Source organism: Lysinibacillus sp. 54212 (assembly GCF_036662795.1).
GTDB lineage: Bacteria > Bacillota > Bacilli > Bacillales_A > Planococcaceae > Lysinibacillus_B.
This window is the reverse complement of the sequence record NZ_JBAFWZ010000006.1, coordinates 92776-118582: the sequence shown is the minus strand read 5'-3', so window position 1 is coordinate 118582 and position 25807 is coordinate 92776. Positions and strand designations below refer to the sequence as shown.

24 protein-coding genes and 3 riboswitches are annotated in these 25807 nt (G+C 38.6%); of the genes, 7 read left to right on the top strand and 17 right to left on the bottom strand.

All coding sequences use genetic code 11. The features are described 5' to 3' along the window. Positions 1-16: 16 nt before the first annotated feature. Positions 17-159, bottom strand: a riboswitch (cyclic di-AMP (ydaO/yuaA leader). Positions 160-349: 190 nt separating this feature from the next. Continuing rightward, the gene (locus V4T18_RS06110; protein ID WP_332647665.1) at positions 350-640 is read left to right on the top strand and encodes a hypothetical protein; all 291 of its coding nucleotides are present in this window, start codon (positions 350-352) and stop codon (positions 638-640) included. A gap of 11 nt (positions 641-651) precedes the next feature. Here the strand turns inward: V4T18_RS06110 and chrA are convergent, their stop codons facing one another. The 11 genes from chrA to V4T18_RS06055 all read right to left on the bottom strand — a co-directional run bounded on the left by chrA (position 652) and on the right by V4T18_RS06055 (position 10888). After that, the gene (chrA, locus tag V4T18_RS06105; protein ID WP_332647662.1) at positions 652-1803 is read right to left on the bottom strand and encodes a chromate efflux transporter; all 1152 of its coding nucleotides are present in this window, start codon (positions 1801-1803) and stop codon (positions 652-654) included. A gap of 225 nt (positions 1804-2028) precedes the next feature. Continuing rightward, positions 2029-2220, bottom strand: coding sequence for an ABC transporter permease (locus V4T18_RS06100; protein ID WP_332647659.1), 192 nt, complete (start codon positions 2218-2220; stop codon positions 2029-2031). Positions 2221-2341: 121 nt separating this feature from the next. Further along, positions 2342-3658: a nucleobase:cation symporter-2 family protein gene (locus tag V4T18_RS06095; protein ID WP_332647656.1), complete on the bottom strand. Its 1317-nt coding sequence runs from the start codon at positions 3656-3658 to the stop codon at positions 2342-2344. Beyond that, complete coding sequence (locus tag V4T18_RS06090) at positions 3658-4242, bottom strand: xanthine phosphoribosyltransferase (protein WP_332647653.1); 585 nt, start codon at positions 4240-4242, stop codon at positions 3658-3660. Before V4T18_RS06090 ends, V4T18_RS06095 begins: the two co-directional genes overlap by 1 nt. Positions 4243-4378: 136 nt before the next feature. Beyond that, positions 4379-4480, bottom strand: a riboswitch (purine riboswitch). 133 nt (positions 4481-4613) lie between these two features. Beyond that, a complete protein-coding gene (locus tag V4T18_RS06085) occupies positions 4614-5300 on the bottom strand; it encodes a hypothetical protein (protein ID WP_332647650.1) in 687 nt (228 codons plus the stop codon). A 13-nt stretch (positions 5301-5313) separates the two neighbouring features. Further along, entirely contained in the window at positions 5314-5865 is a 552-nt protein-coding gene (locus V4T18_RS06080; protein ID WP_332647648.1) for an HD domain-containing protein, read from the bottom strand. Between the two features lie 124 nt (positions 5866-5989). Then, a complete protein-coding gene (locus V4T18_RS06075; protein ID WP_332647645.1) occupies positions 5990-6490 on the bottom strand; it encodes a DinB family protein in 501 nt (166 codons plus the stop codon). Between the two features lie 181 nt (positions 6491-6671). Beyond that, on the bottom strand, positions 6672-7376 hold the full coding sequence (locus V4T18_RS06070) for an ABC transporter permease (protein ID WP_332647643.1): 705 nt from the start codon (positions 7374-7376) through the stop codon (positions 6672-6674). Continuing rightward, positions 7376-8221 carry an ABC transporter ATP-binding protein gene (locus tag V4T18_RS06065; protein ID WP_332647640.1) on the bottom strand — a complete coding sequence of 282 codons (846 nt, stop codon included), beginning with the start codon at positions 8219-8221 and terminating at the stop codon, positions 7376-7378. The genes V4T18_RS06070 and V4T18_RS06065 overlap by 1 nt, the downstream gene beginning before the upstream one ends. A gap of 147 nt (positions 8222-8368) precedes the next feature. Further along, positions 8369-9298: a LytTR family transcriptional regulator DNA-binding domain-containing protein gene (locus V4T18_RS06060; protein WP_332647637.1), complete on the bottom strand. Its 930-nt coding sequence runs from the start codon at positions 9296-9298 to the stop codon at positions 8369-8371. Positions 9299-9430: 132 nt separating this feature from the next. Beyond that, a complete protein-coding gene (locus tag V4T18_RS06055) occupies positions 9431-10888 on the bottom strand; it encodes an amino acid permease (protein WP_332647634.1) in 1458 nt (485 codons plus the stop codon). A gap of 112 nt (positions 10889-11000) precedes the next feature. Continuing rightward, positions 11001-11175: riboswitch (Lysine riboswitch) on the bottom strand. Positions 11176-11314: 139 nt separating this feature from the next. Here V4T18_RS06055 and V4T18_RS06050 point away from each other — a divergent pair. The 3 genes from V4T18_RS06050 to V4T18_RS06040 all read left to right on the top strand — a co-directional run bounded on the left by V4T18_RS06050 (position 11315) and on the right by V4T18_RS06040 (position 14144). Then, complete coding sequence (locus V4T18_RS06050; RefSeq protein WP_332647631.1) at positions 11315-12523, top strand: CynX/NimT family MFS transporter; 1209 nt, start codon at positions 11315-11317, stop codon at positions 12521-12523. 67 nt (positions 12524-12590) lie between these two features. Further along, positions 12591-13145: a restriction endonuclease gene (locus V4T18_RS06045; RefSeq protein WP_332647630.1), complete on the top strand. Its 555-nt coding sequence runs from the start codon at positions 12591-12593 to the stop codon at positions 13143-13145. A 150-nt stretch (positions 13146-13295) separates the two neighbouring features. Then, on the top strand, positions 13296-14144 hold the full coding sequence (locus tag V4T18_RS06040; protein WP_332647627.1) for a hypothetical protein: 849 nt from the start codon (positions 13296-13298) through the stop codon (positions 14142-14144). A gap of 74 nt (positions 14145-14218) precedes the next feature. Here the strand turns inward: V4T18_RS06040 and V4T18_RS06035 are convergent, their stop codons facing one another. After that, positions 14219-15283: a nitric oxide synthase oxygenase gene (locus V4T18_RS06035; protein WP_332647625.1), complete on the bottom strand. Its 1065-nt coding sequence runs from the start codon at positions 15281-15283 to the stop codon at positions 14219-14221. Positions 15284-15540: 257 nt separating this feature from the next. Between V4T18_RS06035 and V4T18_RS06030 the strand changes: the two genes are divergently transcribed. Continuing rightward, a complete protein-coding gene (locus V4T18_RS06030) occupies positions 15541-17226 on the top strand; it encodes a methyl-accepting chemotaxis protein (protein ID WP_332647623.1) in 1686 nt (561 codons plus the stop codon). A gap of 97 nt (positions 17227-17323) precedes the next feature. Here V4T18_RS06030 and hutI read toward each other — a convergent pair whose 3' ends face one another. Together hutI and hutU are read right to left on the bottom strand one after the other, a co-directional pair. Continuing rightward, positions 17324-18592, bottom strand: a complete 1269-nt coding sequence (gene hutI / locus V4T18_RS06025) for an imidazolonepropionase (protein WP_332647621.1) — start codon at positions 18590-18592, stop codon at positions 17324-17326. Positions 18593-18596: 4 nt separating this feature from the next. Continuing rightward, on the bottom strand, positions 18597-20258 hold the full coding sequence (hutU, locus tag V4T18_RS06020) for a urocanate hydratase (protein ID WP_332647619.1): 1662 nt from the start codon (positions 20256-20258) through the stop codon (positions 18597-18599). A 120-nt stretch (positions 20259-20378) separates the two neighbouring features. Here hutU and V4T18_RS06015 point away from each other — a divergent pair, with 120 nt between their 5' ends. Together V4T18_RS06015 and V4T18_RS06010 are read left to right on the top strand one after the other, a co-directional pair. After that, positions 20379-21140 (top strand): glucose 1-dehydrogenase, encoded by a 762-nt coding sequence (locus V4T18_RS06015; protein WP_332647617.1) that lies wholly within the window; start codon positions 20379-20381, stop codon positions 21138-21140. A 383-nt stretch (positions 21141-21523) separates the two neighbouring features. Next, positions 21524-22381 (top strand): YitT family protein, encoded by an 858-nt coding sequence (locus V4T18_RS06010; protein WP_332647616.1) that lies wholly within the window; start codon positions 21524-21526, stop codon positions 22379-22381. 79 nt (positions 22382-22460) lie between these two features. On the opposite strand, the gene V4T18_RS06005 is transcribed toward V4T18_RS06010, so the two are convergent. From V4T18_RS06005 to V4T18_RS05995, 3 genes are all read right to left on the bottom strand, one after another. Next, the gene (locus V4T18_RS06005) at positions 22461-22814 is read right to left on the bottom strand and encodes a hypothetical protein (protein WP_332647614.1); all 354 of its coding nucleotides are present in this window, start codon (positions 22812-22814) and stop codon (positions 22461-22463) included. 18 nt (positions 22815-22832) lie between these two features. Next, complete coding sequence (locus V4T18_RS06000; RefSeq protein ID WP_332647613.1) at positions 22833-23528, bottom strand: DUF2225 domain-containing protein; 696 nt, start codon at positions 23526-23528, stop codon at positions 22833-22835. Positions 23529-23764: 236 nt separating this feature from the next. Then, positions 23765-25561 carry an SLC13 family permease gene (locus V4T18_RS05995; RefSeq protein WP_332647780.1) on the bottom strand — a complete coding sequence of 599 codons (1797 nt, stop codon included), beginning with the start codon at positions 25559-25561 and terminating at the stop codon, positions 23765-23767. Between the last annotated feature and the right edge of the window lie 246 nt (positions 25562-25807).

Below are 25807 nucleotides of genomic sequence, written 5' to 3'. Positions count from 1 at the left end.
TAAGGGTGGTCTCGTTGACCTCCTTCGCTTTAGCCGACGAAGTTAGCTGACGGGTAGGATGGCGAAAGAGCTTATCATCCCTTCTACAACTGCAGAATTAACCCCAAAAGATTGGTTCCTCCGTTCCCAGCAAACGCTGAGATTAAGCCGATTAAATTTTGGTAAGTGAGCTTATTCTACTCCTGTTTCAATAAAATGTAAACAATTAATTTTAGTAGCGTAAAACATGCATTTCTCATAATAATTTGCTATAGTAAGTAGCAAACTTATATAACGAAGAACATGGAGGAGCCTGTCACTTAAGGATTCTCTATGTTCTTTTTTAAATTTGCCACAAGGAGAAAAACTAATGAAGTGTTTTATTGCTAGCAATCGACAGTTACCCATTCGATATTATGAAAATCAGCAATGTTATATTAAAAGAGGTATTACATGCCCACATGAAATTCTCTTGCCCTTCTTTGTAGAGGTAGAACTTCTCGGTGACCATGCAATTATTACAGATTATATAGAGGAAGTAAAAAATCAATATACACAATGCAATATTCAAATATACAGTAGCGAACCATTTCTACTTGAGTGGTTAAGTGAAAAGCATACGGTAACACTTAAACATACTCGCTACATTTTAATTGAATAATGTTTTTCACGTTAAAGAAGGATACCTACAATCACACCTAATCCTACAATCCATAATGGCTGTAGCTTTGCTTTCGCTAGTAATGCATAAAAAATAATGGCGACGATAATATCCATTCCATTATGAATAGAAGTAGTAACAATGGGATTGACCCAAGCAGCAGCTAATATCCCGACTACGGCAGCATTTAATCCTGCCATCCCTTTACGTACGGTACTATTACCTTTTAATTTATACCAGATTGGCCATACGCCAAATAGGATTAAAAATGCAGGTAGAAAAATAGCAATAGTTGCTACAAGCCCACCAAAGAAGCCAAATAGTGTCGTACCAAGATACGATGCGAATGTAAATAGCGGACCAGGTACTGCTTGTGTAAATCCATATCCGGCTAAAAATTCATCCGCTGAAATGATACCCGCCTGCACAAATTGTGTTTCTAGCAATGGAAGTACAACATGTCCGCCACCAAAAACAAGTGATCCTGATACGTAGAGGCTACTAACCATTTGAAGCCAATCATTCGGAAAAATTCCGAGAAGAGCTGGTAGTCCAATTAACCCGACAAAAAATGCAAAGAGTAATAGTAAGCCCGTTTTCAATGATGGTAGGGCACGTTCCTTACTTTGTTCAAATTGCCCTGGCTTTAAAAAGAATAGTCCACATAATATCGCTACTGCTAATACGATTACTTGCGAAAGTATCCCCGTCCATAGCAGTAAAATGGCTAAGCTTCCAATTGCAATACCCCAATGACGCTTTGTAACGAGTATTTTTTTAGCCATATCTACGATTGCATGTGCCACAATGGCAACGGCTACAAGCTTAAGTCCATCCAACCAATCCATAGCAAGAGCTGTGTTTTGCAAAATAGTCGCAAATAGCATTAACAAGAACACGGACGGAAATGTAAATCCAAGGAACGAACAAAAGCTTCCGAACCATCCTCCTCTTATAAACCCAATGCCCATCCCCACTTGACTCGAAGCAGGTCCAGGTAAGAATTGACTAAGTACTACCAATTCCGCATATTCCTTATGATTTAACCATTGGCGATGATCGACGTACTCCTTTTGAAAATACGCTAAATGTGCTGTAGGTCCGCCAAATGATGTCAGACCAAGCTTTAATGACACAATAAAAATTTCCCAATAATTTCTCATGCTATCCCTCCCTGCACTAGAATACCAAAATCAATTTCGGTTATGGTATTTTCCTAACATTCTTTACGTAAATGTAACGTACTATGTAAAAATTGGATATTCAATGTAGCTCCTTATAAAAAAGTGCCCATAAATACATCAAGGCGCTGCTCGTATTTCTTTGCTTGAGCAGCGCCTTTAATCAAATGTGTCTTGATCGTCGTATGTTTCGATTGTTTTTTCCAATTATTTTGCCTCCTGTAAGATCGTCTTATTGTTCTCAAGAAGCTGTATCATCGACTGAAGAATCTTTTCCTCCATTCTCGGTGATGCTTTTACCTCTTTTGCAATAATACGTTTTAAATCTAAAACTGTTTGAACTTCGAGCATGTGCTTTTCTGCTAATTTAAAAGCCTGCTCTAACTGACCGGTCACCATGGGCAACACTCCTTTTTGATATAGTTACTATTAGTATATCGCTAATCCACATAAAATTCACTCCATTCAAATAGAATTTTAAAATAAAAAAAACGCCTCTCATTTTGAGAAGCGCTTTACCTTATTGATTAACCTTTTGAGAATTGCTTACTGTATTGATTTCAGTTTCTGTTTTCTTGCTGCCAATCATATTAAATAAAATATTAAGCACAATCGCTGTTACAGAGCCTGTTACGATTCCGTTAGAGAATAGTAATGAAAGCGAATCTGGTAATTTCGCAAATACTGAAGGTACTACGGAAACACCAACACCTAATCCAACAGCACAAGCAACGATTAATGAGTTTTCCATAGATTTTGTAATCTCTGGTGCAAGCATTGTCATCCCTTGTGTAATAACTAAACCAAACATAGCAATCATCGCTGCACCAAGTACTGGTGTTGGAATGATTTGAGTTAAGGCTGCAAATTTAGGTAAGAAACCTAATACGATTAATAAACCACCTGTAATAAAGATGACTTTACGTTCTTTAACACCTGTAATTTTTACTAAACCAACGTTTTGAGAATATGTTGTATAAGGGAACGCATTAAAAATACCACCGATTACGGAAGCTAATCCCTCTGCACGATAGCCCTTTGCTAAGTCTTTAGAGTCTATAGGCTTTTTACAAATATCACTTAATGCATAGTATACACCTGTTGATTCTACAAGAGATACCATCCCAACTAATGTCATCGTAATGATGGACTCTAAATGGAATTCTGGTGCTCCAAAATAGAATGGCTGAATCGTGTGGAACCAACCTGCTTCTTTTACAACTGTAAAATCAACAACATCCATCGCTAACCCTAAAATAGTACCTATGATAATCCCCATTAAAATCGCAATAGCACGCATAAAGCCTGTTGTAAAACGATATACGACAATAATAGTGATTAATGTAACGGCAGCTAGTATTAAATTTGTACTTGAACCGAAATTATCTGCTTTTACATCGCCACCACCGATATTTGTAATGGCTGTGCCAAGTAACGATATCCCAATAATAGTTACAACTGAGCCTGTTACAATCGGAGGGAAGAAACGTACAATTTTACCGAATACACCCGAAATTAACACAATGATTAATCCAGATGCAATGATTGAACCGTAGATTGCATTGATGCTTACGTCCAAACCTATTGTGATGATTGGTGTTAAGGCAGTAAATGTACACCCAAGTACAACAGGTAAGCCAATGCCAACAACTTTCCCACGCCAAACTTGCAGTAGGGTAGCTAAACCACACATAAATAAATCAATTGCTACTAAATACGTAATTTGCTCACTTGACATGCCTAGGGCGCCACCAATAATTAATGGTACTAAAATAGCGCCTGTATACATTGCTAACAAATGTTGAAAGCCGAATGTTAATGCTTTTACGTTATTCATTAGAATTCACCATCGTCAAAAAACTCGACCTTTCCGTCCTCTAACGATTTAATTCTAGCTAGAGATTCAATTAGAACACCTTGTGCACGGAGTTGTTTTCCACCGTCTTGGAATCCTTTTTCGATTACAATTCCAACACCCACAACTTTGGCACCGGCTTGCTGGGCGATATCAAGTAACCCTTTAACCGCTTCACCGTTTGCTAGGAAGTCGTCAATAATAATGACATTATCCTCTGGAGATAAGAAGTTTTTCGAAACGGATATTTCATTCGTTTCATTTTTTGTAAAAGAATGTACCTTTGAAGAATATAAATTATCCGTTAATGTAAGTGATTTGCGTTTACGGGCAAATACAACTGGTGCTCCAATTGTTAAGCCAAGGAATGTAGCTGGTGCAATTCCTGAAGATTCGATTGTTAATACTTTTGTGATGATTTCGTCTGAATAGCGATTTGCAAATTCTTCACCAATTTCCTTCATTAGTTGTGGATCAATTTGGTGATTTAAAAATGCATCAACCTTTAAAACAACATCCGATAAAACTTTGCCCTCTTGCTCGATTTTCTCCTTTAAAAGCTTCACGTTGAAAGCTCCTCCTCTATTCTAATTCAACTCAAACATAAAAACCCGAAAGCCCGTTACCTACTAGAGGAGAACAAGTCTTTCGAGTTATCGTCAAAAGAATCCAACTAAAAAAATCACTTTAATGTGACAATTTAAAGTTAAGCATGTCCCTCATAGTCAACCTATTTACGGTAGATTGGTAGAAACTTGCGAGCCTTATTCCCGCTGTTATATGAGTGAGTCTATTTAGCTATAATTTAAGAATGTTACAATTATAATCAGCCGCTATTCTAAATGCAATGGTAATTATAATAATAAAATGATTCGGATTATTCGGAAATTGGAGAGTTAAACCGACGTGCTCCTACCTAACGTTCGTTTTTTCAATCCTACTCTGACGTTAAAACTTTTTGTACATAGTTTTTAAAGGAGGCAAAGCTTTCACCAGATTTCCCGTAATACACTAGACTTCGACATGCCATTACTCTTACACGTTTGCCATTATCAAAACGCATTTCTGCAAATACACCTAGCCCCTCTAAATGTTGGATTTTTTCAATCGAAGCATGATAATCCACTAGGTGCTCGTAAAACTGTATTCGAAACTGCTTAACCGCTTCCATTCCGTGCAAAATAATTAATTCTGGTTGGAATTCTTCCATTAAATGCTGGAAAATTGTAAAACCCTTTTCATAATCCGCACGATTTGCCATTTTTAATTGCTTGAGATGCTGTAAAGAATCTGCCTGTAATACATTTATATTTGTACAAAGAATATTTTCATTTAGTGTGATTTTCATCCATCTAATAAATTGCTGTATTCCTATATTTTCTTTAGTTCCCGTTAGATTTCCGTAAAGATGATCGAATAATTCTGGATTCACTAGCGACTCTGCAAACATCGAAGCCTCATCTAGGGAAATATCCAATGGAGGGTGTGGAAACGCACCTACTAAGAAGACACGAGATTTATAAGGATTCCCTTCTACTTGAAATGGACGAAATATTATTTTCCGATTGTCACAGGATAGAATCCAATCTGTAATTTTTCTATAAAACCCTATTGAAACTGCCATCGGTATACCTCCTCTAGCTTTTTACAGAGCAAAATAATAGATTAACATGCTCTTCTAGCTCAGGTAATAATTTCGCATTAGGATGATGCTTTTTCGTCTGTTCAATAATATTAATGTAATACCAATGCTGCTTGTCCTTTCCAGCATTAAAGTTTTTCCACGTTTGCTCTCCAAGCTTTTCTACCTCATACGTGATTGATTTAACATTTTGAATTTTTTCTGCTAGCATTATAGCTAGTTCAAATTCAGATTTAAACTGAATTTGATTTATTCCTTCCTGCTTTCGAACGTCCCAACTGAGAGATTTGTCTGGTTCTGATACTGCTTTTACAAGTGATAGGATATTCTCACCAAATTTCACTCGCAGCTCTTCCTCTGTAGCATCCGTATCCTCTAATACATCATGCAAAAGACCTGCAATGACCACTTCTTCTGAATATCCTGCAATTTTTAAAATGCGGGCTACACCAAATAAATGTGTAGAATACGGAACTTTCAGCCCACCACGGTATTGCCCTTCATGTTTTGCTGCAATATATTGTGTCGCATTATCAATTAAACTCATCCAAATCCCCCCTCTTTTCTATATTATAACATTATTTAACAGATAATATTATCCGTATTAGAAGGGGTAACTGTGTAAGTTTTTTGAATTTTCTGTTTAAAATAAGACTTTTTAAATTTAGCCGCTAATCTCTATTTATATTATTTTCAGATTGAGAGGAAAGACCCCGTCCGATAAGGTTTGCAGAAACAGGATTTCTTCCCAGTTCTCTTGCCCAAATTGATAATTGTCCTATATGGTGAATTTCATGAGCAATGGTATGCCTCATAACTTCCCCCCAAGTATACGTTTCAATTCTTCCATCTGGTAGGGTATAGTTAAATAATTGATTCTCCATATTAGCATTCCAGTTATTAACAAAGTTCTCCACTTCTAAATGAAATTCTATTTCTAATGTTCGAACCTTATTCAAGCTTTTATAATTATTGAAACTCTCCTGAAAGTCAGTTTTACCCTGTAAGAGACGTATCCAGCTCCACTCAACATCAATAATATGGAAAAGTGTATGTAATATACTTCCCATTCCACCCGTTCGATTTTGTAAAAGTTCTTCTTCGCTTACATTTTCACACCAACGATACCAGTCTTCTCTTACCATCCAGTTATATTTAAATAGTGTTTGCAATTTCCCCCTCCTCAATAAGAAAATAAATTAACCATTAAATTATACATTAATAACATTAACAAGCTTACTTAGAATGACTATTTCAACTAACTTAGGATAAATTCCTTTTTGAAACAACAAACATTAACAAAGTCTAAATTTAAAAAGAAGCTATCTCACGTTGAGACAGCTTCCTTCTAAGTTATTCGTCTGTCATTCGTTTTTTATAAAGAATACTTGCAGCAAAAGTAGCTATTAACATCCACACAATGATCACTACAAATGGTATAGCAATCTCTTTTATAGGTGCCGTTGCTTCTAGTGCATCTACCAATAGCAACAGCTGTGCACTCGGTAACCATTGCGCAAGCTCAAGAATCGGATATCGGTCTGCTATGATTAATGCTGTAGGCCCAAATGAAAAAACGGACATAACTGGTAAAACTGCAACACCCGCCTCCATAATTGTTTTCGCAAATAATCCGCAAATTGTACCTAGAATGATATAAAAAACAATCGATACAATAATCGCTAATGATAATACAACGATATTTGCAGGTTCATAACCTACTAGATACACAGTAAGTGCAATAATGATGGCTGATATACTAAAAACTAAAGAACTTTTTCCGATTAAAATATCTGCAACGCTTGCTGGTGACATCAATAGTCCCCGAAGTGTATTACGTTCCTTTTCTTCTGCAATTAAACAACATTGAATATATGTTGTAACCATTGCAAATGTCATATTTATCGGTAAAAATATCATTTGTGTTGTTGCAAGATCTCTATAGAAAAAAGCTAAAACAAGTGGCACTAAAGCCATCGTCGAGATTGCATAGTTACGTGAAAATTCTTTGTAGTCCTTTAAGAAAATCGCCTGGATTCGTTTTATTGAAATATTCATTATAATTCACTCCCCGTCATACTCATAAAAATATCACCTAATGATGGCTCATTCGTTCTAATTCTTGACACCCGTCCGTTCTGCATCCACTCTAGTAGTTCAGTAGCCTTAGTTCCATCCATCGGTATAATATGCTGCTCGCCCGATTCCAGCTCGACGGTCATTGTCTCATCTCGGAACCTTTTCTTTAACTCTGAAGGCTGACCAATTACTTGAACTTTCCCTTTATGCAAAAAGGCAACTCGATCACATAAAGTTTCTGCCTCCTGCATGTCATGTGTTGTCAAGAATATAGTAGTACCCATTTCATTTAACCTTCGTAATCCATTATAAATATGCTGTGTATTTACAGGATCTAATGCCGATGTTGGCTCATCTAAAAATAGTAGATCTGGTTTGTGCATAATTGCTCGCGCCAAAGTAACCCGCTGAATCATCCCTTTTGATAACTGATTGACTTTCTTCTTGCGATCATTCGTTAAGTTAACAAATGAGAGTGCCTCATTTACGGCTGATTTCGGCAAGTTGTATAAATTACTAAATAGTAGTAAGTTTTCTTCAATAGATAATCGCTGATACAGACCACTATTATCTGTTAAGATTCCAAACCTTTCTCTATTGAAGCCTTTCTTCATTTCAATAGCGTCCATTCCTAATACGTGTGCTTGACCTGCTGTACGCTCGAGCTGCGCCGTTAAGATTTTTATCATGGTAGTTTTACCTGAGCCGCTTGGACCCAGAAAACCAAAAATCTCTCCTTTTTTAATTGAAAATGATACATCCTCAAGCGCTACAAACTTTCCAAATGTCTTTTTTACGTTTTGTACGTCAATTGCAACTAGCATGTGCAACATCCTCCTTCAACCGTTTCGTTACACCTACTGTATTCGAAAAGAATTGAAGCTACAGCCTTTTTCCGATGAATTGTAGCAAATTGACGGTGAACTGTACTATAGGAGATCTGTTTAATCTACAATATTCCCCAGGAAATTTCACGAAATGCCAATATATTCTTTTAATTCTGAAATTTTAGCGCGAGATAACGGGATAACTGTTCCCTCACCAACATTTAATTTTAAACTATAGCTATTTTTAGTCCATGTAATGATTTCACGAACCTTTTGCAAGTTAACAATATAGGAGCGATGACAGCGATAAAATCCATAGCCTTTTAATTTTTTCTCTAAGTCCTGAAGCGTCATCCCGCAATTATAGGCATCACCTGCCACATTAACTAGGACCTCTCCATCCATACTTTCAATAAAGTCGATTTCTGGTGGATTAAATAAAATAATTTTGTCGTTCTTTTTCGTTTGGATTTTTTCTATTTTAAATGATATATCTTCTTCAGCTTTGGTAGGCGGTGAATCGTCTGCAAAGTCTAATGGATGACAGCCCGTTTGATCTACGCGATATATTTCGCCAGTCGAAATAAGTATATCCTCTAAATTATTGGATAGCAGTAGGATAAAGCGCCCTGATTCGATCCATTTCATCATTAATTGTGTGACGATCACACGACAGTCCTCATCCATTTGCTGTAGCGGCTCTTCAATAATTAGCAATTGGCTCGTCTGTAAAAAGGCTCTTAAAAAATGTAATTTATTCCTCTCGCTTTTCGTTAAATCCTTTACTTTTACTTTCCGTTGCTTTGAAAATCCAAAAGCTGATAACAGCTCTTCTACCTCATCCTTCCTATCGAAAAGTGCACAGTAATAACGAAAACTCTCTTCTATCGTTAATCGCTCATAATGTCCTTCATCCATCGGGTGTATATAACCAACTGATTTTAATGCTTGCATCACATAGTCTATCTTTTTAACATCTGTATAAATGCCAACTATAGAAGTGTTCAAGGATAATGTAATGGATGGCATGATTGTTTTTCCATCCTCTATGTATGGTTCAATTTGAATGTTCACGCTTTTATTCGCCCCTTATATTAATATCTGTCCTTTCTTCATTATAGTAATTTAGAAGCTGAGAAAACATGGGAATTCTATAAATGTTTCAAAAAGAAAAAAGCGACCTGCCCAATGCAAGCCGCTTTCTCATTATTTATAGTCCAAATCACATTCCTGTAATGGAACGATTTTTGTTTTATGTTTTAGTTTATAGCCTAGCCATAATATTGCGAATAGCGGAAGGCCAATATACGATACTAAAATACCGTACCAGTCAATCGAGTCACCTGTAAATGCTGTGTAGTTTTGGCCAAGGATGACAATCATACACACGATAAAGGCGAAGAGTGGTCCAAATGGATATAGTGCTGCACGATAAGGAAGCAGCGATACGTCTCGTCCTTGCGCAATATATGCTTTTCGGAAACGATAATGACTAATTGCAATTCCTAGCCATGCAATAAAACCGGACATACCCGATGCATTTAGTAGCCACATATACACGACACCATCACCGAAGAAGGATGCTAAAAATGCTAAGCTTCCTACTGCCAATGTAGCAAGAAGTGAATATACCGGAATACCACGTGTATTCACCTTCATGAAAAACTTTGGTGCTTTTCCGTCTACCGCAAGCTGATAGAGCATACGGCTTGCTGCATATAGACCTGAGTTTCCTGCAGATAGCATAGCCGTTAAAATAATGGCATTCATCACAGAGGCAGCAAATGCTACACCTAGATTATCAAAAACAATGGTAAATGGTGATACAGCGATATCATCTGATAATAATCGTGTATCTGTATACGGGATTAATAACCCAATTGCACCAATGGCAAAAATATAAAACAGTAAAATACGCCAGAAAACCGAACGTACCGCTTTCGGAATACTTTTTGCTGGATTATCCGTTTCGCCTGCCGTCACCCCTAATAGCTCTGTCCCCTGGAAAGAGAACCCTGCTGCAAGGAATATACCAAATGTTGCTAGGAAGCCACCGTTAAATGGTGCTTCATCCACAAAGAAATTTTTAAAGCCTACAGGATCATTTCCACCTAAAAGCCCAAAAATCATTAAGAAACTAACAATAATGAAAATAATAACCGTTGCAACTTTAATCATCGCAAACCAATATTCACTTTCGCCATATGCTTTAACTGACAACATGTTAAACGTTAATACGACAGCGATAAACATAACTGTCCACAACGCTGAAGAGCTATCTGGGAACCAATATTTCATAATTAATGATACTGCCGCGATTTCTGCCGCAATTGTAATTGCCCAGTTATACCAATAGTTCCAGCCAAGCGCAAACCCAAGTGCTGGATCAACAAATCTTGTTGCATACGTACTAAAAGAGCCGGATGTTGGCATAAATGCCGCCATCTCCCCTAAGCTTGTCATTAAAAAATACACCATAATACCAATCAATGCGTAAGCAAGTAGCGCACCGCCAGGACCAGCCTGTGCAATGGAAGCGCCGGATGCTAGGAATAATCCTGTACCAATCGTCCCACCTAAAGAAATCATCGTAATATGACGACTTTTTAAACCTCTTTTTAACTCAGATTTATGTCCAAGCCTATCTATTTTTACTTCACTCATTTTTTTATAACTCCTTTTGATTTAAAATGCTTTTGGCATCTTTCATCGCAATGAGAAAAATTTAAAACCGCCACAAGGTAATGTGACGGCTTATATTAAGTCCTCATCAACTTGAAACGATAGCTCACCCGCTAAAATGCGGCAGTTCTGTTCCTATTCGAAAACAGCCCCAATAGTATGCCCTGGTAGTGACAAACTACTTCGGCAACCATTCCTTTCATAAAGCTTCCCCGATTCTCCAAATCTCAGCTATACTAGTCATAATGATTGCGACCTCTACCCCATTTTCAAATGAGGCAAAATCTATTAAATTAGATAACGTCTTCGAGTTTAACATAGCAAATTTTTGTTATCAATTATTTTTGCTTTTTCAGTTTTTTTAGACTATTCAGACCAATAAGAAAAGCAATAGGAGGAATATTCACAATGGCATCAACAAAAGAATATAGGAGCAAAAAATTACAATTCAATAGCAAGGTCATCTTATTTGTTGTTGCTATTATCCTTGTAGCTATGACATTACGAACACCACTAACCGTTGTTGGACCGATTACGTCATTTATTCGAGATGGACTTGGTATTTCCAATGTGTTAGCAGGATTTTTAACGACTATCCCATTACTCGCTTTTGCAATTGTATCGCCATTTGCTCCACGTGTTGCATCACGCTTTGGTATGGAGTGGACGTTATTTTATTCAGTCATCCTACTTACTTTCGGGATTATACTACGCTCACTCGGAACAACGTCACTACTACTCGTTGGCACAGTGTTAATTGGCGTCGCGATTTCTTTCGGAAATGTTTTAATACCAAGCTTTTTCAAAATGAAATATCCGTTACATATTGGATTGTTAACTGGAATTTACACAGTGGCGATGAATTTATCGAGTGGTCTTGGTGCAGGTGTCAGCTATCCAATTGCTAATACTACAGTCGGTTGGCAAGGAGCATTAGCTATTGCGCTTGTTGTCACAATTGCAGCAACCTTATTTTGGATACCACAATTGCGAGGGGAAAAAGTCCAGCTATCTAGCGGAACATCAAAAGGAGCAGGGTGGTCAACTCTAATTCGCTCCCCACTTGCTTGGGCAGTGATGTTCGCCATGGGATTGCAGTCCTTCATTTTTTACACAACTGCTGCTTGGATCCCAGAGATTTATATTTCACAAGGTATTGATGCAGCAAATGCTGGCTGGCTATTTTCTGTCATGCAGTTTGCACAAATCCCTATGACCTTTATTACGCCGATTATTGCGGCAAAGCTTACAACACAACGTCCATTAGTACTAGTATTTTCGACTTTCTACCTTATCGGATTTACTGGCGTGCTTATGGAATGGACGGATTACGCTGTAGTTTGGATGATATTTTTAGGTCTTGCTGGCGGTTCATCGTTCGGACTCGCTATGATGCTCTTTACTCTTCGTACGCGTACTGCTTATGAAGCGGCAGAATTATCGGGATTTGCACAGTCAATTGGTTATTTACTAGCAGCAGTCGGACCAACCTGCTTCGGATTTATTAAAGATGTTACCGGAAGCTGGTTCGTACCGAATACGATTTTTATTGCCATTGCCATTGCATTGCTCATCTCCGGATACATTGCAGGTAATAATAAAACAATACACGAATAAGGCAAACGTATGTACTCTTTTGTGCTATAATAATGGCGAGGATGATTTTTCAAAGGAGAACATAATTTTGCGTAAACGTAGAGCAAAGAAAAAAAGACGCATTCGTATACTGCCAACACTTCCTATACTAATCGTTGCCGCGCTTGGCTGGTATTTCACCCAAACATTGCAAGGAATCGGAGCAGCAATTGTTCTTTATTTTGTGTTATCGATAGGCTTTAAGGCTTGGCGTAAATCACGTAAAACCGCGCGCCTTAGAAAAGCTGGTATGAAGGAAGTCGATGTAATGACAGGCGAAGAATTCGAGCAGTTTTTAGGTGAATTGTTTAAACGTCGAGGATTTAAAGTGACTTATACAGCCACTTCTGGCGATTACGGAGCAGATTTGATTTTAAAGGACCGTGAAGACATTATCGCTGTACAGGCGAAACGCTATTCAAGTACTGTCGGAGTAAAGGCTGTGCAGGAAATTATCGGTGCTATTAAAATGTATGAAGCTACTGAAGCTTGGGTTGTGACGAATAGCTACTTTACAAAACAAGCAATAAAGCTAGCGAACATTAACGATGTATATTTAATCGATCGACAAGAGCTAATTGACTTGATTTTGAATAAAAAATAAGTATATTTTACCCTCCAAAACTATATTTGGAGGTTTTTTATTTTGCAGCTTGCCGTAATTTTTTATTCTATGTATGAACACATACAAGGTTATTAATACTACATTTAACAGCGAAATTAGTAGGAGCTCCGCTATAAGGAAGTGATGTTTATGGATAGTCTCCAGCAGCGAATGCATTATGCTATTGCACGCTGTAAAACAGCTGAATACGAAGAAGCAAAAATCGTGATTAATCAGCTATTGAAAACATATAAAAGAAAAAAGCAACAAGATAAAATTGAACACTGTCTTTTTTATCTTGCTTGTATTGCCTATGTGCGTGGTGAAATGAACGTTTTTCTTTCCCACTATAAAGAGCTGGAGCGACTTCAATCTAACGAACAACAAGCTCCGCACTTTTTGATACGTGGATATTACACGCTACAGCAGCAACAATACAAGCTTGCTCTAGGTTTATTTTCAAACGCAGCCGCTTTTCCAGAGGATGATAATAGCATTTCAATAAAAGCGTTTGCCCTTTTGTCAAAGGCTAATTGTCAGCTACTTTTAGGAGATGCCGAGCATGCTCTTGCAACACTTAATAACGTCTATTCGAAGTATACTGAGCAAATTGCAGAGGATGCGGGTCTTTTTTTTCAATTCCATTTAAATCGCTGTGACACCCTTCTCTCACTCCGTCGTCCTGATGAAATGAGAGCTCATTTAGCCGCCTGTGAAGCACACCTAGATTTTCCAATCCTATATAAGGAACAGGCAAGAACGTTGACTACATGGGCTAAAATGTACCTTGTCAAAAGGGAGCCGAATAGAGCTTTTCATTCTTTACAGCAGGCTTTAGCTTTCTTTCAGAACTTTGATGACTATCATCTTCATAACGAAATTTTTGAAGGACTGATCACCTGCTGCGAAATGTTAGGAAAGCATAAGCAAGCCTTAGCTTTTACCAGGAGGCAGCTACAGCTTCAAGACAAAGCAAAAGGAAGAATGCTCTTCTTATAAAGAAGAATGCATAGAAATAAATTTCACTTATCTTTTGCAAGAAAACCCGGAGCATGTTCCGGGTTTTTCGTCGTTTAAAAAGGCTGTTTTTGATAAAAATAATTCGGCTTTAAGATCACGTTCGCTATTGGTTGATGAAAAATATGTGTAGTAGCAGGTGACATCGGCGGGATGAGCCATGTCCAGTTGCCCGTTACATCGCGTCCATGCCCCTCCTCCTGCTGTTGAAATAATTTGAACTGCTGTGCCGCTGTATGATGATCAACAATACTTACGCCTGCAGTTTTATAAGAATGCAGCACGGCAATATTTAATTCTACTAGGGCACGGTCTTTCCAGAGAAAGCTATTCGTATCGCTGTTAATACCGATTGCCTCGGCCATTGCAGGCAAACAATTGTAACGGTTCTCGTCCGCAAAGTTACGTGCACCAATTTCCGTCCCCATATACCAGCCATTAAACGGCGCTGCAGCAAAATCTATGCCGCCACAATTAAAACGCATGCTCGCAATAATTGGAACAGCATACCATTTCAACCGTAGTTCTTCTACTTTTTTATACTCGGGATGAGTAATGTTAACCTGGAGCACATGTTCATTCGGAATATTAAATAATTCTGGTGCTCTTTCCTCTACTTGAATTACCAGTGGCAAAATATCAAAAGGGGTGCCTTCACCTTGCCAGCCTAACTCCTGGCACACTTTTGTAAAGGCAACAGAATCCGGATCACCGACGATACCATCCACTGTTTCGTACCCTGCATAACGTAGCAGCTGATGATTCCAAATACGAACCTTCCCTGGTGCAAAAACGGTAATGGCAGGACGAATTTTGCCGTTATTCGTTGCAAAATCAATATGTCGGAGCAGCGCCTGAAAAATTGATTGCGGATCCGTCAACTTTCGCTCATCAAATACGTGAAGTGATTGCCAAAACAAACGGCCGATACATTTATTACTATTCCGCCATGCCACGCGCGCTCCAAATGTCAGCTCCTCTGTCGTGGGAACATACTCGCCTGTAGTCTCTACCTCACAAATTCGGTTAGATAACCATTGTTCCGTTAAGTGTTGCTCATTTTTATATAAAGTTAAAAACTCGAAAGCTTCATTCATCTCTTGCTGTGTTGTTAAAGTCATTGTTCTTCCTCCAATAGTTTCATTGTAGAAGATAAGGAATCCTTAGAACAACGAAAGAGGTGGGAATTAAAAGATGTATTTTTCATATATGACTAATAATAGTCAAAATTCAAAGAGGGCAATTATTGAAATTATCCGAGATAAACAAGTATAACTGAAAATGTAACAAATATTACAAGTTTATTAACTCTATCCTCATAGTGTTTATGATATATATTAGATACAATTAACTTAATTTACATTTAGGGGAGGTCAATATGTCTATACGTACTAGGGGTTTACTCTCTTTTGTTTTTATTTTTTTCACATTAATTATTGTAGGGATTGTCCAATATAATAATGCTGATTCCCAAATGAAACATCTTAAGAAAATCGAAAACACTACATTGCAAACAACTTTCTTAACAGAGGAATTAAAATTAGCAGTCGTACAAGTACAGCAGTATTTAACAGACATTAGTGCAACACGAGGACAAGACGGATTAAATGATGGCTTCGAATTAGCTGAAAAACATAGTCAAATTGTTTATAAAAATCTGAATGAATTAAAGGAGCTACAGCCAGAAAATTTAGATCGACTAAATGAAATCGAAGAAGCCTTTAATGCTTACTATCAATCTGGAATACAAATGGCACAAAATTATATTGATGGAGGCCCTGAACAAGGGAATAAAATCATGGGCGAGTTTGATGAAACATCAATTACTATTAATTCAATGGTGGATGAATTAAAACAGGAAAGTGTCGCTCAAACAAAAAATGGCTTACAAAATATTCAGCAGATTATTAATGATAATACAAACTTTTTTATTATGACGTTTTCATTTGTCATTTTCATCGGAATTATTATCGCTCTCCTATTGAGTCGTTCGATTATAAACCCACTAAAACAAATTATTCTTTCAACAGAGAAAATTGCTAAGGGAGATTTAGGGACATCTGTACTTTTAAATCGTAAAGATGAGCTCGGAAAATTGGCAGAAGCATTTGAAAAAATGCGCCTAGAGTTGCGTTCACTCATCACAAAAATTGATGAAGCCTCAGATAAAATGCTTTCTAACGCCTCTTTGTTAGTCCATAACACAGATGAAAATGTAGCAGCAACAGAAGATATTACAACAGCGATGCAGAATGTTTCGGATGGAGCCGAATCTCAATCGACTAATTTAGCACATTCCTCCAATTATCTAGAGGAAATATCACAAGGTATGTATGAAACAACAAAATCTGTCCAAACAGTAACTGACTTAAGCCTTCATGCAAAGGAAACTGCTCAGTCTGGGAATGAAGTTGTCCAACAAACACTGCAGCAAATTCATACGATTCAACAAACGGTCGGTCATGCAAATAATGTCGTCTCTCATCTCGGAAATAAATCACAGGAGATTAACCAAATTATTTCAATCATAACGGATATAGCAGACCAAACGAATTTACTCGCTCTTAATGCAGCGATTGAATCAGCTAGAGCTGGGGAGCATGGGAAAGGCTTTGCAGTTGTTGCAGACGAAGTAAGAAAATTAGCAGAGCAATCGTCTCATTCAGCCAATAATATCCGACTTTTAATTAATGAAATTCAAATGGAGACTGAAAAAGCTATTCAATCCATGACAGGCGGTATAAAGGCAGTTGAAGTAGGTAGCAACCTTGCTGAGAAAACAGGAGACGAATTCAATAATATCACAAACATTATTGAAAAGATTTCAAGGCAAACACTTGATGTGTTCGGTGTCGTGGAAGAAATCAACACAAACACAACAAATATTGCTGAAACAATTAACCATATCTCCACAATCTCTGAAAGCTTAGCAAACAATGCACAACACGTTGTAGAAATCGCAACAGATCAATATGAATCCTCCGTTGAAATATCTACATCTGTTGCTAATTTAAACGATATGGCAAAAGATTTAAAAAATACAATTAGTGAATTTAAATTGTAAAGTAAAATCTATTAAATACACAGTAATTTCTTCACCCGTATAAAAGCTAGTATTATAGGTTTTATACGGGTGACTCTTTATTACTGATACGATTCCACTATATAACCGCACCATTTCTCACAACAACTTCTCCTGCTTTAATGACGATGTCTGTATGATTCATGCCATAAAAATATTGCAGCCTCTTGTAATTGGGTACATTTAAAATAAGCACATCCGCGCGTTTACCCGGCTCAAGAGAACCAACGCTATGTTCTCGATTAATGGCGTGGGCAGCATTAATCGTTGTTGCTGTGATCACTTCCTCCATCGTCAGCCCCATATGAATGCAGGCTAGATTTTGAATGAATGGTAAGCTTATCGTTGGCGATGAACCTGGATTAAAGTCAGTCGAAATGGCGACCGGAACACCCCAATCAATCATGTAGCGCCCTCTTGCATACGGGGCACGAAGAAAATAGGCAGTGCCCGGTAGCAGCACCGCAATCGTGCCTGCCTCGGCCATCTGACGAATCCCTTCATTTGAAGCAACGAGTAGATGCTCAGCCGAAATGGCCCCTATCTCTGCAGCTAGCTCTGCCCCTTCATATGGCTCGATTTCATCCGCATGAATTTTAGGGATTAGCCCATAGCGCTTCCCCGCCTCCAAAATCCGCCGGGCCTGTAGGGGTGTGAACACGCCCTTTTCACAAAACACATCATTGAACTCTGCTAAACCTTCAGCGGCGACTTTGGGCAGCATCTCCTCAATAATGAGCTCTACAAAGGCATCCTCATTCCCTTTATATTCTTTTGGAACAGCATGCGCACCCATAAAGGTAGAGACAACATCCATTTTATGCGTTGCCTGTAGCTTTTTCGCAACCTTAAGCTGCTTCTCCTCTGTTTTCCAATCCAAGCCGTACCCTGACTTTGCCTCCACCGTTGTAATACCGTACTTAAAAAATTCATTTAGATGGTTGTATGATTTTTCATACAGCTCATCAAAGCTTGCATCCCGTGTTTTAGCTGTTGTATAGTGAATGCCTCCACCCGCCCCCATAATCTCCATATAGCTAGCGCCGTTTAGTCGCATGTTAAATTCGTTTTCCCGCGTCCCGGCGTGCACTAAATGCGTATGGCAATCTACTAGCCCAGGCATCACAATTTTTCCACTTGCATTGATGGTTTCGGCTGTTTCCATTAAAAGCGGATACCGTCTTTCTAACTCATCTAAGGGAGCAATCGCCTGAATTTTATCTTCTACAAGCAACACACTGACACCCTTTAATATTTTGAGCTCGCTCATCGCATCCTTCGTTCGTGGACCCTTTTTTTCACTGGCAAGTGTCAGCACTTCATTTGCATGATGAATAACAATTGGCATTGAATTAGTCCTCTTGCATCGGCATAGTAATGCCTTTTTCCTTTGCCGTTCGAATTGCTAGCTCATAGCCCGCATCTGCATGTCGTACTATACCAGTACCTGGATCCGCTACTAATACACGGTCGATTTTCTCCTTGGCAAGCTGTGTACCGTCTGCCACAAGCACTTGACCCGCGTGCTGTGAATATCCGATACCAACCCCACCACCATGATGAATACTTACCCAGCTAGCACCACTCGCCGTATTAATTAGCGCATTGAGTAGCGGCCAATCTGATACGGCATCTGAGCCATCAAGCATCCCTTCCGTCTCACGATTTGGCGATGCTACCGAGCCAGAATCAAGATGATCACGACCGAAAACTATTGGTGCCTTCAATTCACCGCTCGCTACCATCTCATTAACACGAAGAGCAAACCGGTGGCGATCTCCATAGCCCAACCAACAAATACGAGCAGGTAACCCTTGCCATTTCACCATTTTTTGCGCCATATTAATCCAATTTACAAGTCCCTCATCATGAGCAAACATCTCCTTCGCAAGCGCATCTGTCTTGTAAATATCTGTAGGATCACCGGATAAGGCTGCCCAGCGAAATGGTCCCTTGCCCTCACAAAAAAGTGGTCGAATGTAGGCTGGTACAAAGCCTGGGAAATCGAATGCATTCTCAACACCCATCTCCTTGGCATATGCTCGTATATTATTGCCATAATCAAATACCTCTGCACCCTTTTCCTGAAAGGCTAGCATTGTTCGTACATGCTCTGCCATTGTTTCCTTCGCTTTTTGCTCATAAAGCTTCGGGTCGACCTTCCGTAAATGCAGAGCTTCCTCAAGTGTCATGTTATTTGGTACATAGCCATTTAATGGATCATGGGCAGATGTTTGATCCGTAACAAAATCCGGTACGATACCACGATGCAATAGCTCACGGTGGACATCGGCACAATTGCCAACAAGCCCTATCGACACAGGCTCATTCAACGCACAGAACCTTTTCACAAGCGTTAATGCATCTTCCACTGTTTCTACTAAATAATCACAATAGCCTTCTTTTATTTTCCTTTGGATTTTGGCGCGATCCACTTCGACGACCATTATGACGGCACCTGCCATTTTCCCCGCAAGTGGCTGCGCTCCACTCATGCCACCCATTCCACCCGTTAATATAAATTTCCCACGTAAATCGGCTGACCCGAATTTTTTCTTCCCTGCCTCCACAAAGCTTAAATACGTTCCTTGTAATATGCCTTGTGCCCCGATGTAAATCCAGCTCCCAGCCGTCATTTGACCGTACATCATGAGATTGCGCTCCTCTAATGAGTAAAATTGATTCCAATTTGCCCACGCTGGCACTATATTCGAGTTCGCAATCAGTACGCGTGGTGCATGCTCATATGTACGAAAAACGGCAACCGGCTTCCCTGACTGTACAAGCAGCGTTTCATCGTTTTCTAATTCCTTTAACGTAGCAATCAATGTGTGATAGCTTGTCCAATCCCTCGCCGCTTTGCCTATACCGCCATAGACTATCAGCTCATCAGGATTTTCGGCAACCTCTGGGTCTAAATTATTCATCAGCATACGCATAGCTGCCTCTTGGGCCCACCCTTTACAGGCAAGCGTTTTTCCACGTGGCGCGCGAATTCTAGTAGTAAACTCCATTTCCACACTCCTTTTTACTCGAATTTTCACACTAAACTTACAATTAGAGACTTCAAATTTTGAATTCTATAATTCGGGCTTTATACTTAAGTAGAAAACAATACTTAGGAGGGAACCAATATGGCTCGATTAGAAAACAAAGTAGCAATCATTACAGGCGGTGCAAGTGGCATTGGGAAAGCAATCGCTACACTTTATGCTAAAGAAGGTGCAAAAGTGGCGATCGCTGATTTCAATGAAGATGGGTTATACCAAACGGTCGAAAGCTTTAAGGCTGAAGGTTATGATGTTTTTGGTGTACGTGTTAACGTCGCCGTTGAAGATGATGTACAGCACATGGTAGATAGTACAGTAGCTCATTTTGGACGCATTGATATTTTAGTAAACTGCGCCGGTGTATTAGATTATATGCAAGCTGCACATAATGTAGAAGATGCGATTTGGAACCGTGTCATGGACATTAACGTTGGTGGTGTAATGCGGAGCATGCGTAAAGTATTACCTTTATTTACAGAGCAAGGTAGCGGTGTTATTGTCAACTTATCATCGATTGCAGGGATAACTGGAGGGCGTGGTGGTTTAACGTACACAGCTGCCAAACACGCGGTATCAGGGATGACAAAAAATGTTGCCTCACATTATGGTGCGCAAGGTGTCCGCTGCAACGCAATTGGGCCAGCCCAAGTAGAAACGGGCTTAACACAATCGATTGAAGGCTATGATATGTTTGGCTTACAACAATCGACTCGCGGTGTTCAACTAATGAACCGTGCAGCACAACCTAGCGAAATTGCGAACATCGCATTATTTTTAGCAAGTGAGGAATCTTCGTATATCAATGGCGTCGTTTTAGCTGCAGACGCTGGATGGAGCGCATACTAGTTTATAACTACACAAGTGCACTATTTTTATAGCGCACTTGTGGTTTTTTATGCATTTTGTCCACTCTACATAGGTTATTAACATACTATAAAAGACAATACATCGTTAACATACATATCCTTTTCTCGGATATACTACCTAAAAAAACTATTACAAAAAAGTTATTCTTACATAAAACAAGCAAAAACCTTATAGGGATTTGAAACTATTTTGCCCTTACATACGTATAAAAAGAAATGCTCAAATTATATTGTATTTGTACAATTCTGTTGCAAACACAATAAATAAACGGTTAATGTTATGTTATTAATATAATACGGAATTCTTAATACACAAATCAATTGTTTTATTACTGTCATACCAGTTCGGAGGAGGAAATATATTTGAATAGTAAGTTAGGTCAAAAAATTCGTAAAATAATTTTAATCATTATCGGGGCTGCCATTGCTGCATATGGGCTAGAGGCCGTTCTTATTCCTAATAGTGTCATTGATGGTGGGGTTACCGGCGTAAGTATTATGGGCTCTAAAATCTTCGGTTTACCACTCGGGTTATTCCTATTCATACTTAATATCCCATTCGTATATCTAGGCTACAAGCAAATTGGGAAAACATTTGCAATCATGAGTATCATAGGGATAGCCGCACTATCCATTGGTACTGTATTAATGCACGATATTGACCCTATTCTTTCTGCTAACGATCCACTTCTAGTTGTCGCTTCTGGAGGAATATTACTCGGAGTAGGTATCGGGATTGTACTACGTAATGGTGGTGCATTAGATGGCTCCGAGGTGCTCGCAGTTCTGATTTCACGTAAAATCCCTTTTTCCGTAGGGGATGTTATCTTATTTATTAATGTTTTTATCTTTACAATCGCTGCATTCGTTTATACTTTAGAAAGTGCACTCTACTCAGCCTTAACATATTATATCGCTAAAGTTGTAATTGATATCGTACAGGTTGGTCTTGAAAAATCCAAATCGGTACAGGTTATTAGTAGTAAATCAGATATCATTGGTCAAGCTGTACAGGATCGTCTTGGTCGCGGTGTCACGTATACGTTAGGTCGTGGCGGATTCTCTAATGAGGAAACGGATATTTTACAATGTGTCATTAACCGAATGGAAGAAACAAAAATGCTAAGTATTATAAAAGAAATCGACCCAAGTGCCTTTATCGTTATTTCAGACGTGGCAGAAGTTCGTGGTGGTAACTTTAAAAAGCGAGATATTCACTAAAATTAAGAACGTAAAAAGAGTGCTAGAAAGAAGAAACTTCTTCTTTCTAGCACTCTTTTATTTTCATAAAATTTGAATATCACTCTTTATAATGATAGATAGCTTTTCCACCCTTACGCTGAATTTGATTAAACCATGCTAGGTTCTTTTCTTCCTGCTTCAAAGTGGTAACGATAGATGCTGAGCAGCTGACACAAAGCTTCTCTTGCGTAATTCTTCCGCATCGTTCGCATGGTGCTCCTAAATTCGGGAAAATCGTACTTTTTAATTTCCCTAGCTTTACCCACTTATTGAGTAAGTCCGGAGAAACGCCTGTTATTTCAACAATTTCATCATGCGATAACATACGGTTATTTTTTCTTAATAAAAAATGCAGAAGCTCAGAAAATACATCCTCTTCTCTAGCATCTATTTTTCTCCCGAATCGTTGCATTGACTTACACCTTACCTTCTAGTTAATAACTTCTCCCATATTTCCATCGGCATTGCTAATATTCTCGTCATACTTATAATCTTCCCAACGATTACGAGCTAATTTACGGTATTTATTCGATGTACTACGATCCGCAATTAATCGAGAAAACCCTTTTTTCGCCTCTTTAATATCCCCTAAACGTAAACTTAACTCTGCGTTCAAGTATTGAATTCGCTCCTCGCCTTCCCGGTTTGTTGCAAAGGATTTACTATAAAACTCTCTTGCCGCAGTCAAATACCTTTTTTCTGATGCTGACTCATCTTTCAATCGATACAGCCAAGCAATTTTCAGTGCAAAATTCGCCATTAGCAATGGCTCTTCCATTGCTGAACGAGATACTAAATAGGCTAACTTATAGCTCACAATGGCATCGTCTATCGTTCGTTCTCTACAAATATTAATCGTTTTTTGCAATTCATTTATATACAGCTCACCGATCATCAGCATAAAGGGTCCATACGTTCTCGCCATCGATTTGTGATAGGCATAGCCGCAATAAGGACAAACAGCTACTTCATATAGCAACGGATTTAGTCCCTCATAGATAGGCATAAAATCGCTGTGCTCATCGACTACTTTATAACGATTTGGTCTTACCTTGTAGGTAGTATATTGCTTTTTACAAAATTTACAATCTATATTACTTTCATAGTAGTTAATATTAAACCCCATAGGAAATAGCCCCCTTAACTAAACTCACACAGATTCTTTTGCACTACTATTATCATATATATCATCGTTCAATATCATTATTTTCATTACTAACATTTTAACATTTCTATAATATTTGTCACACTCCTTTTGAATCATTCATGCTAAAAATATTAGCTTCTAGCGACTAATTTGGCATAATTCCAATAAATTAGAATTCAAAAAGCAGCTTGCGTATACAAGCCGCTCTTTTACGATCAGAATGGGAACAGAATAGGGATAGCAATCATCATTACAATAAACATAATGATTTGCAGCGGAACACCGACCTTCACAAAGTCGATAAATTTATAGCCCCCCGCTGTTAATACTAAGGAATTAGTAGGTGAGGCGATAGGTGTTGCAAATGCCATTCCAGCAGCGGCGGCAACGGCAATCATAAATGTATAAGGGTTTGCATCCATCGTAAGGGCTGAGGACATAGCAATTGGTGCAAATAAGACTGCTGTAGCGGTATTGCTTATAAATTGTCCGAAAATAACGGTTAAAGCATATATCCCCATCAGTACACCATATGGACCAAAATCACCTAGAACATCAATAATAGCGTTCGACAAAATGGTCATACCGCCTGTTTTCTCAAGTGCAGTTGCCATCGGGAGCATTGCCGCAACAAGTACAATGCTTTCAAAATTCATTTTGCTATACGCATCATCCATGTTACGTAAGCAGCCTGTTACTAGCATAAGCACAGCTCCTATCAAAACCGATATAACGGCATCAAAGACCTCAAATACCATGAGGCCCACAACAAACAGCATAATGACCCCTGCAACCCACGCCTTCCCCGTTGCTGCAGCAATTCCTGCTTGCTCACGAGGTTGACCGACTACTACTACATCCTGCGTTTCTCGGGAGAGTAAATCAATTTCATCCCATGCACCTTGTACTAAAATTGCATCACCAAAACGAAGTCTCTGATTTGCCATATTTTGAAGCAAATAGTCCCCTTTTCGATTAATGCCTAAAATATTTAAATTGTACTTTTCACGGAAGCCAATTTTACTAACAGTTGATCCAATTAAACGAGATTGTGGAGTTAACAGTACTTCTGCAACCCCTATATTTTTTGATATTAGCTCCTGCATATCAGCGTCAGCCAATATTTCAAGCTGCAAATTATAGTCTAGAACAAATCGCTCAACGTCCGGTGCCATACCTTGTATATATAACACATCATTCTTATGCATAAGAGTTGTAGGACCAGCCAGCTCCTGATAAGTCATGGCGAGCAAATTCATTCCTTCTGAAGCACTTCTCTGAATTTTCATTACATAAATATGATATTTTGCTGGAAGCTTTAGATCAGCCAGCGCCTGTCCAATAATCGGCGATGTTTCAGGTATTACAACCCGAAATAATTTATCCTCCAAATTATATTCTTTTGCAATTTTTCTAGGCGATAATTTATATCCCCCATTCGATTGCGAGCGACTCTTTTCTTTTGGAAGCAATATATTACGGACAATGACTAAATACACGATCGCCGTAATTGTCGCGATAATTCCAATTGGTGTAATTGTAAAGAACCCCAGCTTATCATAGCCATTATCAGCTAAAGTTTGACTAGCAATTAAGTTTGGCGGCGATGCAATTAATGTCATTAAGCCCGACATGCTCGCAATATAGGACAGCGGCATTAAAAACTTCGATGGGCTGACCTTTATACTAATTGCAATACTAACAACAATTGGAAGCATTAAAGCTACTGTTCCTGTATTACTCATAAAGGCTCCAACCGTTGCGACGATAATAAGTAACAGAATAAATAATTTCAGCTCACTATCACCAGACCATCGTAATAACAGATTACCCGCCATTCCAGCTAAGCCTGTACGTAGTATCCCTGCTCCAATAACAAAAAGCCCTGCAATCATAATGACAACCGAATTTGAAAATCCAGCTAATGCTTCTACAGGCGTTAAAATGTCAAATATAACAAACGCAAGTATGGCCATAATTGCCACTAAATCTCCGCGGACTTTATTTGTCATAAACAGGACAATCGTTATTCCTAAAATAATAAATGTAAGTTGCACAATGCATGCTCCTTCTCTCTATAGTCATTGTCATTGTATCGGAAAAACAATAATTGGTCGCCTGTTTGTTAAAAAACAGTCCTCATTAAGAATAAGAAGAAGAACTACATTTTCAATTAGCCCCCTCTATTTTCAACACAAGCATAGTGAAAACCTCTTTTTCTCTTCCTTAAACCAATCTTATTTTTCATCTAATTCGAG